Genomic DNA, 13,179 nt, shown 5'->3' with positions numbered 1-13,179 from the left:
GGCGCCGCCGCGACTCATGACCCGAGCGAACGCCGCAGCAGTTCCCCGCTGTCGACCTGTTCTCGGCGTCCTCGGAGACCTCGGCGGTCCCCCTCAGAGCCGGTGCGGCTTCGAGCGGCGGCGCAGGAACCAGGCCGCCGCGATGACGCCCGCCCCCACCAGCGCCCCGCCCACCGCCATGGTGACGGTGCCGTACTCGCGGGCCGCGCCGCCGAGCCCGCCCATGACTCCCCGCGAGGGCGAGGCCGTAGCGGAGATCGTCGGGGTGGAGGGGGCGGAGACGATCACGGACTGGGTGCCCGCGGTGTCGCCGCGCGAGCACATGACGACGACGGTGTAGGTGCCCGGCGAGACGGCCGACCAGGCGGCGGACTGCCCGGCGGTCGTCCCCGACAGGGCCACCTGACGTCCCTGGGAGAAGCTCGCCTGGCCGCCGGCGAGCAGCGCCGCCGTGCCCCAGCTCCCGTTGGTCTGCGTGCAGACGCTGGTCACCACCGACACCGTGGAGCCTGTCGTGCTGACGGAGATGCCCGAAGCCCGGGCGGCGGCCGGCCCGTAAGCCAGGGTGAGGGGCAGTGCGGCGGCGGCTGCCACGGTCAGCCCTGAGCGGACGAGGAGACGGGAAGTGCGCATCGGATGTCCTCCGGCGGCGGCACGGTTGGCGGTACATCCCTTGCGCCGCCGAGGGTCGGGTACGCCCGTGCTGCCTCACGGTCAGCCAATGCGCCCTCCGTCCGCCCCGCACCCGGGCGGCCCCCGGGCAGGTGACGGATTCCTTCGGACGGCCCATACGGCCCCCGCTCACGCCCGCCCGTCCGCCCCGCCGCGAACCCGCCCCGGGCCCTGTCCGGCAGCCTGGCCCGCAGCCGCATTCGGCGCCCGACCCCCGCCACCGGCTTCGCGAAGAAGGCGGCCATCACCTGGCGGGGGCCGCCGTTGGCGACCGCACCCGGACGTTACGTATGCTGAAGGTCCTCGCGGCTGAACTCTCCCTGAGGGCTCGGAAGTTCATGCCGGTGGCGCGGACCGCTGTCGTCGCTGATCCCGCGCCGCAGTCGCCCGGGGGCCCAGGCTGAGACGGCCGCCGGGCCCCCGGCTTCCTGCCGCCCTCCGGGCCCCCGGGTTCCGCCACGGGAGCCGCCCGGCCCGAGCGTCCCCGCTAGAGGAGGGGGCAGGTGAGAGGCAGGACGCGTTCGGTCAGGCGGCCGGTGAGGCAGGTGTCGGTCAGGGCGGCCTCGGCGACCCAGTCCGCCGCGCTCAGCAGGTCCACCAGATTCGGCAACTCGCCGGGATCCACCGGGCACCAGGCCGCGAGCGACTCCAGGCCGACGCCCCGGCCGCCCGGCCCGAGTCGTCCGTCGGCCAGGGTCAGGGCGGCCAGGGTCAGGGCGAGCAGCCGGGCGCCCGCGGGGGCCTTGGCCTTGCGGAGCTTCTTGTCGGAGACGACCTTCTGGGCCCAGCCGCTGAGCTTGGGCCGCACCTTCTTGCCGAACGCGAACGGTCCGTCGCCGTCCTCCCCGGGCACGAGGGACGGGACGGTGACCGGGGTCGGGTTCTCCGGCCGGGAGGCGAGCAGGTCGGCGGCCGTGCCGGGGACGCGGAGCCAGTCGCAGCCGGTCAGCCGCTCCACCAGGGCCTCCGGGTCGGTCAGGCCCAGTGCGGTGATGTCCTGCCCCACGAGATTGCCGGCGCCGGTGTGCGCGGTGCGCAGGGTCAGCATCACGGTCAGCAGCCGTGCCTCCGGGCCCGGCAGGGGACTGTGGTCGCCCGCGTGGGCGAGGACGGAGCGCGCGTGCTGCCACTGCGCCGGCACGGTCAGCAGGCGGGCCACGGCCGGCCCGTCGCCGACCGGGCCGCCGCCGACGCGCTGCAGGTGCTGGGCGCGGGCGGCGGCGGAGGCCTGCTCGGCGCGCCGGGCCTCCAGCCCCAGATCGACGTCGCCGGTGACCTCGGCCCAGGTGTGGAAGGCGCGCGCTTTGCGCTCGTGCAGGTCGGCGAGGAGCGCCAGGTCGGGTTCGGCGCGCTGCTGGTAGGCGCGGAACAGATCGCCGAGTTCGACGAGTTCGTCACGCAGGACGACGGGCTGCAGGTCGTGGGGGACGACCCGCTGAGCGATCTTCCCGGTCGTCCGCCTGCGTCGTGCGGGGACGGAGCGGGGAGACGGCACCGGGCGCGGGCCGCCGTCGGGCGCGGCGGCGTCGGAGAAGCGGGGCGCGCCCGCAGCCGTGGTCGCCGGCCGGCCGGCGGTGGCCGGGGCGGGCGCGGTGGGGGCCTGCGGGGTGGGGGCCTGCGCGGGGGAGACGATCTGCGCGCCCGGCGTGGCCGCCGCACAGCGTGAACAGCACTCCAGCACCTGCCACCAGCGGCCCTCCCGGTCGGTGAGCACGGCCAGGACGACCGCCCCGCCGCACCGCCAGGGCTGGGCGCGCGCCTGCCGGTCGGCGGAACGGATGTGGGTGTGGCAGCTCTCCGCCCGGCACGCGCAGTACGCACGTTCGCGAGGACCCGCAGTGGCTTTCAGGTGTGCCTTCAGATGGCTGACCGCGGCCGCACGGCCGGCGGCCGGGGACGGCAGCCGCTGGGGCGCACAGGACGGGCGGCTGCACGTGACACGCACCGCGTTACTGCCTCGCTCGGCGGCGTCCAGGCGCACGGTCCACCGTCGTCCCGGGACTCGCTCGTCCGGCTCGCTCGCCACGGCCTCCGTCATTCTGCACTTCCTCCCGTTTTCCCATGTGCCCAACGCCCGCGCCGGTCCCGGCGTCACGGGCAGGGCGCTCGGCAGGGGTCACGGTATGCGGCAGGCGAGCGCGTCGGCCGGAAAACCCGCCTCGCTCACCCGAACCGGGGCAGGGGCCGTTCCCTCGAGGCGGAACCGTGCTCGTCGCTCACCCCGTAGCCGGGGACCGAGGGCCAGCGGACCGTCAGCACCACGGACTCCTCCTCCGCGAACCAGGAGTGATCGACGCCGTGGCCCCACACGACGTAGTCCCCCTGCCGGGCCAGCAGAACGCTGCGTCCGGGCAGTTGCACCCGGAAGCGCCCGCTGATGAGGACCAGCAGGGCGGTGCGCTCTTCACCGGTCACCCACTCGCCCCGCTCGTCGCCCCTGGGGTGGAGGCCCCATTTGATCTCCACGGCCTCGCTGTGCCGGGGATCGGAGGTGTCCTTGAAGTGGCCCAGCAGCCATCCGCGGTCCAGGGCCGCGTCCTTGCCCGCATGGCCCACGTACACACTGTCGTTCATGGTCCGGCAAGGTAGCAGCAGGCCGCACGAGCACTCCGCGCCCGACCCGGGCGTCCCCGCGCCGTGCCGGGCGACCGCCGGGGCGGGAGGCCGAACGCGACCGGCGCGGGCCCGCCCGGCCGCGTCGGGCCGTGTCGACGGAACAACCCGAACCGAGCCCTGACCTGCGCGGTCAACGAACCTGCCGTCACCTGCCCTCAGGCCTCCCGGTGGCCGCGTACCGCGCGTCGTGCACCGTACGGCCCCCTCGAAGTGGCCCCGTGGTGGGGTCGACACCAGATTGTTCTGCGTGTCCGTCAACGTCCTCACGAGAGGGTCCACATCGTGCGCGTCAAGTCGCTGACGCTGGCCGCGGCCGGCCTGGCCCTGCTGGCCCCGACCACCCCGTCCGTCGCGGCGCGCCCGTCGCCGGGCGCTGCCGGAGCTTCCCCGTCCCGGCAGGAGGGCTCGGTGCGCGCCGCCGACCTGCTGGCCCGGGTCCGCGACTGCAAGCCCGTCTCATCCGGCCGTTACCGCACCGACGAGGGCACGCCCGCCACGGTCCCGGTCTGCGGCACCGACGAGGCGGTCTTCTGGACGGCCGACATGGACATCGACTGCGACGGCCGCCCGAGCGCCCGGTGCAACAGCAGCACCGACCCGCTGTTCTCCGAGGCCACCGCCTACCAGCAGTCAGACGGCCGTTATCTGAGTGCCGAGGCGCTGCCCTACATCGTGGTGCCCGGGGTGAGCGCCCTGTGGGACCACCGGGCGCACGGGGTGGGCGGGGGATCGGTCGCGGCTGTGGTCTACGGCGACCGGGTCGAGTACGCCGTCGTCGGCGACGTCGGGCCGCGCGAGATCATCGGCGAGGCGTCCTACGCCACCGCCAAGGCGCTCGGCATCCGCTCCGACCCGCACGGCGGCGGCGCGCCCTCCGGCGTCACGTACATCGTCTTCAAGAACTCCCGGGCGACGCCCATCGAGAGCCACGCGTCCGCGGTGGCGGTGGGGGAGCGGTTGGCGCGGACCTTCGCACGGGGAGCGGAGACCGGCGGGCCGGCCACGCCCCCGCCGTCCGGGAAGCCGGCGGCCGACGCCGGCCCGACGCCGAAGGAGGGTACCGCCGAGGACGACTGGGCGGCCGCGGCGGGACCGGACGCCGAGGAGGCTTCCGGTCTCCCGGACGGCGCGGACGAGACCCTGACCGGCCAGGCCGAGGGCGCCGGGACGCACGCCGCCACGGACGCCGGGAAGGACGAAGAACCCGGACAGGACGACGGGGACTGGTGAGAAGACCGGCGGCGACCGTCCGACGCGGCCGCCCCTCGCCCGGCGCCGAGCCGGCCGGACAGCGGCTCCGTCCGGGACGCGCATGACGCCCAGGGGCCGAGCCCGGCCGAAGCGCGGCCGAGGCGCGACCGACCGCGACCGACCGCGACCGACAGGGCCGCCGCCGGGCGAGGCACCATGCCGGCCCCGCCGGTCGCTCCTCCACGACGGGGGAGCACCCGGCCGGGGCATCGGCCGTCCGTGTCACACCTTGCGGTAGGTGTACGCCTCCCCGGCCGCCGCCTCCACCGCGTCGAGGTCGGCGCCTGCCGCCGAGGTGACCACCGCGGCCACTGCCCCCTCCACGAACGGGGCGTCCACCAGACGAGCGGTGTCGGGCAGTTCGTCGCCCTCCGCGAGCAGTGCCTTGACCGTGAGGACGGCGCTGCCCAGATCGGCGAGGACCGCGACCCCGGCGCCCCGGTCCACCGAAGCCGCGGCCGCGGCGATCAGGTCGGCGCTGGTGCCCAGCCCGCCGTCCTCCGTGCCGCCCGCCGCGGCGACCGGCACCGACGTGCCGCCGCCCGCCAGAGCCCGCGCCAGCTCGGCCACCGCCTCGGCCACCTGCGCGCTGTGCGACACCAGCACGACCCCGACCGGTTCCCGGTTGCTCATGGGCGCCTCACTTCCCCTCGGCCTCGGCCAGCGCGGCGATGAGGAGCGCCGACGAGGTCGCGCCCGGGTCCTGGTGGCCGATGCTGCGCTCGCCGAGATAGCTGGCCCTCCCCTTGCGGGCCAGCATCGGCGTCGTCGCCTCCGCGCCCTGCTCGGCGGCGGAGCGGGCGGCGCCGAAGCCGTCGGCGAGGCGGTCGACGGCCGGCACCAGCGCGTCGATCATCGTCTTGTCGCCGGGGGCGGCGCCGCCGAGCTGCATCACGGCGTCCACACCCGCGCGCAGCGCCTCGGCGAACAGCCGCTCGTCCACCTCCGCCGCGTCGCCCAGCGCCTTGCCGGTCCGCCGCAGCAGCGTGCCGTACAGCGGACCCGAGGCCCCGCCGACCGTCGAGATCAGCCGGCGGCCCGCGAGCGTCAGGACGGCGCCCGGCGTCTCCGGCGACTCCTCCTCCAGCGCCGCGGTCACCGCGGTGAATCCGCGCCGGAGGTTGCTGCCGTGGTCGGCGTCGCCGATGGGCGAGTCGAGGGCGGTGAGCCGGTCCGCCTCACGGTCCACCGACGCGGCGGTCACCGTCATCCAACGGCGGAAGAAGTCGGTGTCGAGCACTGGGTCTCCTTGCATGGTCGGTACGGTCCGGGCGTCTGCCCCTGCCTCAGACGCCCCAGCGCAGGCCGGCGGTCCTCACCGGAGCGTTCCACAGCCGCAGCAGCTCCTCGTCGACCTCGCAGAGGGTCACCGAGGCGCCGGCCATGTCGAGGGAGGTCACGTAGTTGCCCACGAGCGTGTGCGCGACGACCACGCCGCGCTGCGCCAGCACCCGCTGCACCTCCGCGTTGAAGCCGTACAGCTCCAGCAGCGGCGTCGCGCCCATGCCGTTGACCAGGACGACGACGGGGTTGCGGGGGGTGAGGTCGTCGAGGATCGCCTGGACGGCGAAGTCGGCGATCTCGCCGGACGTCATCATCGGCCGCCGTTCGCGCCCGGGCTCGCCGTGGATGCCGACGCCCAGTTCCAGCTCACCGGCCGGCAGGTCGAAGGTCGGGCTGCCCTTGGACGGCGTGCTGCAGGCGCTGAGCGCGACCCCGAAGCTGCGGGAACCCTCGTTGACCTGCCGGGCCAGCGCCTCGACCCGCGCCAGCGGCTGCCCCTCCTCCGCCGCGGCCCCCGCGATCTTCTCCACGAACAGCGTCGCGCCGGTACCGCGCCGTCCGGCCGTGTAGAGACTGTCGGTGACGGCGACGTCGTCGTTGACGAGAACCTTGGCGACCTGGATGCCCTCGTCCTCGGCGAGCTCGGCCGCCATGTCGAAGTTGAGCACGTCACCGGTGTAGTTCTTCACGATGAACAGCACACCGGCTCCGCTGTCGACGGCCGCGGCGGCACGCACCATCTGGTCCGGCACCGGCGAGGTGAACACCTCGCCCGGGCAGGCGGCGGAGAGCATCCCGGGCCCGACGAATCCGCCGTGCAGCGGCTCGTGCCCCGAGCCGCCGCCGGAGACCAGCGCCACTTTCCCGGCCACCGGAGCGTCCTGCCGTACGATCACCCGGTTCTCCACGTCGACGGTCAGTTCGGGATGAGCCGCCGCCATACCGCGCAGCGCGTCCGCGACGACGGTCTCGGGAACGTTGATCAGCATCTTCATGGGTATCTCCTGGATCGGCCGGCGGATGGGGTGCCTGTCCTGTCCTGCTTCTTCGCTGTTCAGAAGGGGTACGGGGGCTCTGACCTCGGCTTCCGTGTCTGTCCGTGCCCGTCCGTGCCTGTCCGTCGCTGTCCGTGGCGGTCGCGGGCGGGTTCCCGCGGTACCGGCGCTGACTTGATGCCGACAATGGTGACAGGCCGTCAGGGCGGTCGGGCGATCGGGTGCGTATCGGCTGATCTGCTCCTGTCGGCAGTATCTGCCTTGCGGCAGCGAAGGGCACGTGAGAGAGCCCATGAGGGCCTCGACCGGGCCGCCCCCCCGGCCGACCCGCCCCGGGCCGGCGCCGCCTCCGGGCCCGGACGCCTCGGGGCGCCGTGCGGATCCGCCGGGCGCCCCGCCGGTTCAGGAGACGGTCTCGGGCTCCTTGTGTTCCGCTTTCGGCGCCTTGTGGAGGCTCGTGCCCTCGACGTCGAGGTCCGGCAGGACGCGGTCGAGCCAGGCGGGGAGCCACCAGGCGTGTCGCCCGGCGAGGGCCAGGACCGCCGGGACGAGGGTCAGGCGGACGGCGAAGGCGTCGATGGCCACGCCGACGGCGAGAGCGAAGGCGATGGGCTTGATCAGGGCGTCGTCGAGCGGGAAGAAGCCGGCGAAGACGGTGAACATGATCAGGGCGGCCGCGGTCACGACCCGGACGCTGTGCCGCGCCCCGTCGATCACCGAAGCGCGGGCCGCGCCGGTGCGGACCCACTCCTCCCGCATTCCGGAGACGAGGAACACCTCGTAGTCCATGGCGAGTCCGAAGAGCACGCCGATCAGGATGATCGGCAGGAAGCTGACGACGGGACCGGTGTGGGGCAGGCCGAGGACGTCCGCCAGCCGGCCCCACTGGAACAGGGCCACGACCGTGCCGAGCGAGGCGGCCACCGACAGCAGGAAGCCGACGGCTGCCTTGAAGGGGATGACCAGAGAGCGGAACACCATGGTGAGCAGGACGAGGCTCAGGCCGACGACGATCGCCATGAAGGGCAGCAGGGAGTCGCTGAGGCGGTCGGAGACGTCGATGTTGACGGCGGTCGCGCCGGTGACCGCGACGGTCGCTCCGGTGCTCCGGCGGATGTCCGGGGCGGCGGCACGGATGTCGCGGACGAGCCGGGCGGTGCGGGCACTGTCGGGACCGGTCTCGGGGATGACCTGGACGACGGTCTGCGCGGGATCGTGGGTGGGCTGCGGCGGCAGCACCGCCTCTATGCCCTCAAGGTCCCGCAGCCGGCGGGCGGCCTCTGCGCCCGCCTGCGCCCCGGGCCGGCCGCCGGTGTCGGTCAGCACCAGGAGGGAGCCGTTGAAGCCGGGGCCGAACTTGTCGCTGACCGTGTCGTACGCCTTGCGTTCGGTGGAGGCGACCGGGGCCGATCCGTTGTCCGGCAGCGCCAGGCGCAGGTCCGCCGCCGGGAGCGCGAGTGCGACGAGGATTCCGGCGGCCGCCAGGAGGGTGAGCAGGGGCTTGGCGACGACGGTCCGCACCCAGCGGGCGCCCAGGGCCGAACTGCCGGCGGATCCGTCGGGATCAGTGGCCCGCCGGGCCTCCTTGCTGCCGGACTTCGGGGTCAACCGGGCGCCGGCGAACCCGGCGAGGGCCGGGAGCAGGGTGATCGCGGCCAGGACCGCGACGAGGACGGCTCCGGCGGCGCCGAGACCCATCACGGTCAGGAACGGGATGCCGATGACGCCGAGTGCGGCCAGGGCGATGATCACGGTGCTGCCGGCGAAGACCACCGCGCTGCCGGCCGTGCCGTTGGCGAGCGCGACGGACTCCTGCGGATCGACGCCGCGGGCGAGCTGCTGGCGGTGGCGGGACAGGATGAACAGGATGTAGTCGATGCCCACGGCCAGCCCCAGCATCAGGGCGAGCGTGACGGCGGTGGAGGAGATGCCGACCGCCGGAGTGAGGGCGAGCAGTCCGGCGAGTCCCACGGCCACTCCGAGCAGGGCGGGCAGCAGGGCCATGCCCGCGGCGAGCAGGGAGCCGAAGGTGACGACGAGGACGAGCAGGGCGACGGCGACACCGATGATCTCGGACGGGCCTATGTGCACGCCGTTGCTGCCGTAGACACTGCCGCCGACCGAGGTCCTGAGGCCGTTCTTCTCGGCCGCGTCGGCCACCCGTTCGATCACGTCCAGGGACGAGGGGCGCACCTCGGCCCGCTGCACCGAGTACTGCACCTGCACGATCGCCGTGCTCCGGTCGGCCGAGACGGCCCCTGAGAGGTCCGGGCCCATGACGGCCTTGACCTGGGGCGCCTTCGCGGCCGCAGCCTCCGTCGCGGCGATGACGGCGGTGTAGCGGGCCTCGGTCACGTGGTGCCCCGCGGGTGCGGTGAAGACGATCTGGGCGCCCGTTCCGGATGCTTCGGGCAGTGTCCTGCCGAGTGTGTCCAACGCGCGCTGCGACTCGGTGCCCGGAACGGCGAAGCGGTCGTCCAGCTTGCCGCCGAAGACGCCGGCGCACGTGATGAGCGCGGCGAGGACCACGAGCCAGACACCGAGCACCAGCTTGCGATGGCGGTAGGCGCTGAGGCCCAGCCGATGGAGCAGGACTGCCATGGCGAACTCCCAAGGTCGGTGGGGGACTTCCCGGACGTCACGTCACGTCGCGGACGCGGGACGAGACGCGGGGCGGGCGGCCCGCGCCGTCGAGCGGCTGCGGGCACGAGGCATCCCGTTGCCGTGGGCGGCGTCCGAGCTGCTTCGGGCACCGACTTTATCAGCTGCTCAAGTCGTTCGAACAAATCATCCAACTGAGACGCTCGACATTGTCACTTGACCATGTCGTCTGTATGGTTGCGGTCACCGGAGCACACCGGCTTGGCGAAGAGCCAGGTCACGGACCTGTGCCGCTTTCCCCCGCGGAATACCCCCGCGGCGCGGGGACCCCCATGACAAGGAGTGATCATGAGCAGCACGCAGACCAGGGACATCGCCACGCCGCACCGGGCCCGCAGGACGGATGTGGTGGTGATCGGCGCAGGGCTGGCCGGTCTGACGGCGGCGCGGGAACTGGTGGCGGCGGGAAAGTCGGTGGCCGTGCTGGAGGCCCGGGACCGGGTGGGTGGCCGGCTGCTCAACCACGACCTCGGCGACGGTCGGGTCACCGAGATCGGCGGACAGTTCGTCGGTCCCACCCAGGACCACATCCTGGCGCTGGCCAAGGAGGTCGGCGTGGCCACCTACCGGGCCGCGGTCCCCGGCGAGGCCGTCTACGTGAACGACGGCAGGACCAGGCGGTTCACGGGACACACCCCGCCGGACCTGTTCGCGCTGCCGGACATCGGCATCGCCCTGGCCCGCATCGGCCAGGCCGCGGCCAAGGTGGACCCGGCCGCCCCCTGGAAAGCCCCGCACGCCCGCGAACTGGACGGCATGACCTACGAGACCTGGCTGCGCAAGGCCGAGATCACCGGGGACGCGGTCGACATGATCAACATGTTCCTGAACTCCGCCTACGGCGGGGAGGCCCGTGACGCCTCCGCGCTGTTCAGCCTCTGGTACGTCTCGACGTTCGGCGACGAGACGCATCCGGGCACGATGGAGCGCGGCACCGGCACCACCGGCGGCGCCCAGGACAGCCGGTTCGTCGGCGGCTCGCAGCTGGTCGCGCGGCGGCTGGCCGAGGAACTCGACGGCCGCGTCCACCTTTCGGCACCGGTGCGGCGCGTCAGCCAGGACTCCACCGGTGTCACGGTGGTCTGCGACGCCGGCGAGTGGCGGGCCGACCGGGTGATCGTCGCCGTACCGCCCGTGGTGGCGTCGCGGATCGTGTGGGACCCGCTGCTGCCGGCCCAGCAGGACCAGCTCTTCCAGCGGCTGCCGTTCGGCACGCTCATGAAGTGCGTCGCCGTCTACGACAAGCCGTTCTGGCGGGAGGACGGACTGTCCGGCATGGGCCTGCTGCGCGGCGGCTCCCCCATCCGCGAGATGTTCGACAACACTCCGCCCGACGGCGGACCGGGCGTCCTCATGGGCTTCCTCGGCGGCAGGGAATGGCGCAGGTGGGCGCATCGTCCGGCCGCCGAGCGCCGCGGCGCCGTCCTGCGCTGCTTCGCCCGGGTCGTCGGAGACCGCGCCTTCGACACCGCCGACTACCTGGAGCAGGACTGGACCGCCGAGCAGTGGACCCAGGGCGGACCCACCTCCGTCGCCGCACCCGGCGTGCTCAGCGACTTCGGCCGGTGGATGGGCCGCCCCCACGGCCGCGTGCACTGGGCGGGCGCCGAGTTCTCCCCCTACTGGAACGGCTACATGGACGGCGCGGTCCGCTCCGGCGGACACACCGCCGCCGAACTCCTCCACCAGAGCTGAGCCCAGGAAGCCGACGGGCGAGAAGCCGGCATGCAGGAAGCCGGCACCGAGGAAGCCGACACGCACGAAGCCGGCAAGCAAGAAGCACCGGCAGGCAAGAAGCACACACGAGCAAGGGAACCCTGCAATGAACCGTTTCGTCGTCGCCGAGACCGCCGTCATCGACGCCCCCATAGGGCGGGTCTGGGACGTCGTCTCCCGCACCGACCGGTACGCCGAGTGGGTCGCCGGAGCCATCGAGGTCACCGACCACCACGGCGTCGCCACGGTCGGCAAGACCTACGCCGAGCGCAACCGCACCCTCGGCCCGCTCAGGACCGACTCGGTCTGGACCGTCAGGGAGATCGAGCCTCTCAAGCGCCGCGTCGACACCGGCACCGGCTTCGCCCCGCTCCGCGACATGACCGTCGTCTTCGAGTTCCGCCCGGCCCAGAGCATCGACGGCCGTGAGGTCACGGAGATGCTCTACCAGGTCGAGTACGCCATCGCTCTCGGTCCGCTGGGACTCCTCCTCGACTCCATACAGCAGCCCGCGATGCGCGCCGGCATGCGCGCGTCCATGGCCGACCTCAACACCCTGCTCCGTTCCGAGACTTCGAGGAACGCTCTCTGAGGGGCGCGAACGCTCCCGGGCCTGGGCCGGCCCGCCCGTCCGGCCCCGGCCCGGGAGCCGCCGTCAGCAGGCAGCACCCCGATGTGCCCGCCGCTTTGTCGAGCGACCTGTTCGGCAGACTGAGTCGAATAGGATCCGTGTCATGGCTCATGTATCCGCGGCAGAGCGCCGCCCACAACTGATCAAGGCGGCCATCGGTTTTATGGCCAGGGAGGGCGTCGCGGCCGGCAGCACCCGTGCCATCGCCGCCGAGCTCGGCGTGGCACAGGCGACCGTGCACTACACCTTCGGCACGAAGGAGGAGTTGTACCGGGCCGTCATGGAACAGCTCACCCACGACCTGGTCGAGCAGGTGACACGTGCCGCGCCCGCGGACGCGAGCTTCGAGGACACCGTCGTCACGCTCGCCGAAGCGCTCTGGCGTACCGTGCTCGAACAACCCGCCTCACACCAGCTGCTCACCGAGCTGAGCATGCTCGCCCTGCGTACGCCACACCTGAAAGAGGCGCTGCAGAGCCACTACGGCGAGGTCCTGGCGGTGACGACGAAGCTGGTCGACGAGGCCGCCGAGCGCACCGGTCACCAGCTCGGCAAGCCCGCCGGGACGATCGCGAGGTTTTTCCTGGCCGGCTTCGACGGACTGACGATGCAGCACCTCTCCCTGCCGGACGAGGAAGCCGAGAGCGCCTGTCTGCGGGCCCTGGTCTCGGCCGTCCTGGCCATGGCCTGAGGTCGCGCCCGGTCACGATGCCGCACCGCGGCCGCGCCCCGGCGGGGTCTGCCGCCGGACCGCCCCGGGCGCCGGGACACCGGCTGCCGGTCCTATCTCCACGTCCTGGGCCCGTGGAGAAGGCCGATCACCCGAGCGAACAGCCTGTCGGTCCTCTCGGTGCGGTCGAAGGTGGTCAGCGCGAGCATCGGCCTGAACCGCTGCCGGGCGATCGCCTTGGCGAAGGTGAACTCCTTCAGGCCGTCGGGCCCGTGGATGCGGCCGAAGCCGGATCCGCCGACGCCGCCGAAGGGCAGGGCCGGTATGCCGGCGAAGCTGATCACGCCGTTGACCGCGGACATGCCCGAGCGGACCCGCTCGGCGACGGCCATGCCGTGGCGCCTGCCGAAGACGGTGTTCCCGAGACCGTAGGCGGTCGCGTTGGTCAGCTCGACGGCCTCGTGCATGTCCCGCACCTTCGCCACGGTCATGGTCGGTCCGAAGGTCTCCTCCTGCACCGCCGGCGAGTCCTCCGGCACGTCGACCAGGATGGTCGGCTGCACTATTAGAGCTTGGTCAGCTTCACTCGTGGGTGGCGTGTCTGTTGGTGTGCGGGTGTCGTTGGGATGGTGTGACACCTGAGGAGATGGCCGGGGTCCGGGAGGACCTGGAGGCGTTCGCGG

Annotated in this window: 11 protein-coding genes and 1 pseudogene; 4 read left to right on the top strand and 8 right to left on the bottom strand. The window is 73.3% G+C overall.

Going from position 1 to position 13,179, the window contains the following annotated elements; genetic code table 11:
* Positions 1-93: 93 nt before the first annotated feature.
* From IE239_RS18700 to IE239_RS18690, 3 genes are all read right to left on the bottom strand, one after another.
* On the bottom strand, positions 94-633 hold the full coding sequence (locus IE239_RS18700) for a hypothetical protein (RefSeq protein WP_190150502.1): 540 nt from the start codon (positions 631-633) through the stop codon (positions 94-96).
* Between the two features lie 526 nt (positions 634-1,159).
* Complete coding sequence (locus tag IE239_RS18695; RefSeq protein ID WP_190150501.1) at positions 1,160-2,710, bottom strand: hypothetical protein; 1,551 nt, start codon at positions 2,708-2,710, stop codon at positions 1,160-1,162.
* A 125-nt stretch (positions 2,711-2,835) separates the two neighbouring features.
* Positions 2,836-3,246 carry a cupin domain-containing protein gene (locus IE239_RS18690; protein ID WP_190150500.1) on the bottom strand — a complete coding sequence of 137 codons (411 nt, stop codon included), beginning with the start codon at positions 3,244-3,246 and terminating at the stop codon, positions 2,836-2,838.
* A gap of 324 nt (positions 3,247-3,570) precedes the next feature.
* Between IE239_RS18690 and IE239_RS18685 the strand changes: the two are divergent.
* Positions 3,571-4,269: pseudogene (locus tag IE239_RS18685) on the top strand (glycoside hydrolase family 75 protein); the annotation flags it as partial.
* Between the two features lie 492 nt (positions 4,270-4,761).
* Here IE239_RS18685 and dhaM read toward each other — a convergent pair.
* The 4 genes from dhaM to IE239_RS18665 form a co-directional block, all read right to left on the bottom strand.
* The gene (gene dhaM, locus IE239_RS18680; protein ID WP_190150498.1) at positions 4,762-5,172 is read right to left on the bottom strand and encodes a dihydroxyacetone kinase phosphoryl donor subunit DhaM; all 411 of its coding nucleotides are present in this window, start codon (positions 5,170-5,172) and stop codon (positions 4,762-4,764) included.
* 7 nt (positions 5,173-5,179) lie between these two features.
* Positions 5,180-5,779 (bottom strand): dihydroxyacetone kinase subunit DhaL, encoded by a 600-nt coding sequence (gene dhaL, locus IE239_RS18675; RefSeq protein ID WP_190150497.1) that lies wholly within the window; start codon positions 5,777-5,779, stop codon positions 5,180-5,182.
* Positions 5,780-5,825: 46 nt separating this feature from the next.
* Positions 5,826-6,818, bottom strand: a complete 993-nt coding sequence (dhaK, locus tag IE239_RS18670) for a dihydroxyacetone kinase subunit DhaK (RefSeq protein WP_190150496.1) — start codon at positions 6,816-6,818, stop codon at positions 5,826-5,828.
* Between the two features lie 402 nt (positions 6,819-7,220).
* Positions 7,221-9,419, bottom strand: coding sequence for an MMPL family transporter (locus tag IE239_RS18665; protein ID WP_190150495.1), 2,199 nt, complete (start codon positions 9,417-9,419; stop codon positions 7,221-7,223).
* 348 nt (positions 9,420-9,767) lie between these two features.
* Between IE239_RS18665 and IE239_RS18660 the strand changes: the two genes are divergently transcribed.
* The 3 genes from IE239_RS18660 (at position 9,768) to IE239_RS18650 (ending at position 12,517) form a co-directional block, all read left to right on the top strand.
* Positions 9,768-11,174, top strand: a complete 1,407-nt coding sequence (locus IE239_RS18660) for a flavin monoamine oxidase family protein (RefSeq protein ID WP_190150494.1) — start codon at positions 9,768-9,770, stop codon at positions 11,172-11,174.
* A 127-nt stretch (positions 11,175-11,301) separates the two neighbouring features.
* Positions 11,302-11,787, top strand: a complete 486-nt coding sequence (locus IE239_RS18655; RefSeq protein WP_190150493.1) for an SRPBCC family protein — start codon at positions 11,302-11,304, stop codon at positions 11,785-11,787.
* A 142-nt stretch (positions 11,788-11,929) separates the two neighbouring features.
* On the top strand, positions 11,930-12,517 hold the full coding sequence (locus tag IE239_RS18650) for a TetR/AcrR family transcriptional regulator (protein ID WP_190150492.1): 588 nt from the start codon (positions 11,930-11,932) through the stop codon (positions 12,515-12,517).
* A 92-nt stretch (positions 12,518-12,609) separates the two neighbouring features.
* On the opposite strand, the gene IE239_RS18645 is transcribed toward IE239_RS18650, so the two are convergent.
* On the bottom strand, positions 12,610-13,134 hold the full coding sequence (locus IE239_RS18645; protein ID WP_434095671.1) for an aldehyde dehydrogenase family protein: 525 nt from the start codon (positions 13,132-13,134) through the stop codon (positions 12,610-12,612).
* Positions 13,135-13,179 lie beyond the last annotated feature (45 nt).

The organism is Streptomyces humidus, from assembly GCF_014649655.1.
Lineage (GTDB): Bacteria > Actinomycetota > Actinomycetes > Streptomycetales > Streptomycetaceae > Streptomyces > Streptomyces humidus.
The sequence above is the reverse complement of the archived record's forward strand: the minus strand, read 5'-3'. Positions and strand labels throughout refer to the sequence as shown.

What these genes read in the sequence shown, in the direction of transcription:
- IE239_RS18655 (WP_190150493.1), top strand. Translation starts at nt 11,302, where the DNA reads ATGAACCGTTTCGTCGTCGCCGAGACCGCCGTCATCGACGCCCCCATA.
- dhaM (WP_190150498.1), bottom strand. Translation starts at nt 5,172, where the DNA reads ATGAGCAACCGGGAACCGGTCGGGGTCGTGCTGGTGTCGCACAGCGCG.
- IE239_RS18690 (WP_190150500.1), bottom strand. Translation starts at nt 3,246, where the DNA reads ATGAACGACAGTGTGTACGTGGGCCATGCGGGCAAGGACGCGGCCCTG.
- IE239_RS18665 (WP_190150495.1), bottom strand. Translation starts at nt 9,419, where the DNA reads ATGGCAGTCCTGCTCCATCGGCTGGGCCTCAGCGCCTACCGCCATCGC.
- IE239_RS18700 (WP_190150502.1), bottom strand. Translation starts at nt 633, where the DNA reads ATGCGCACTTCCCGTCTCCTCGTCCGCTCAGGGCTGACCGTGGCAGCC.
- IE239_RS18660 (WP_190150494.1), top strand. Translation starts at nt 9,768, where the DNA reads ATGAGCAGCACGCAGACCAGGGACATCGCCACGCCGCACCGGGCCCGC.
- IE239_RS18695 (WP_190150501.1), bottom strand. Translation starts at nt 2,710, where the DNA reads ATGACGGAGGCCGTGGCGAGCGAGCCGGACGAGCGAGTCCCGGGACGA.
- dhaK (WP_190150496.1), bottom strand. Translation starts at nt 6,818, where the DNA reads ATGAAGATGCTGATCAACGTTCCCGAGACCGTCGTCGCGGACGCGCTG.
- IE239_RS18650 (WP_190150492.1), top strand. Translation starts at nt 11,930, where the DNA reads ATGGCTCATGTATCCGCGGCAGAGCGCCGCCCACAACTGATCAAGGCG.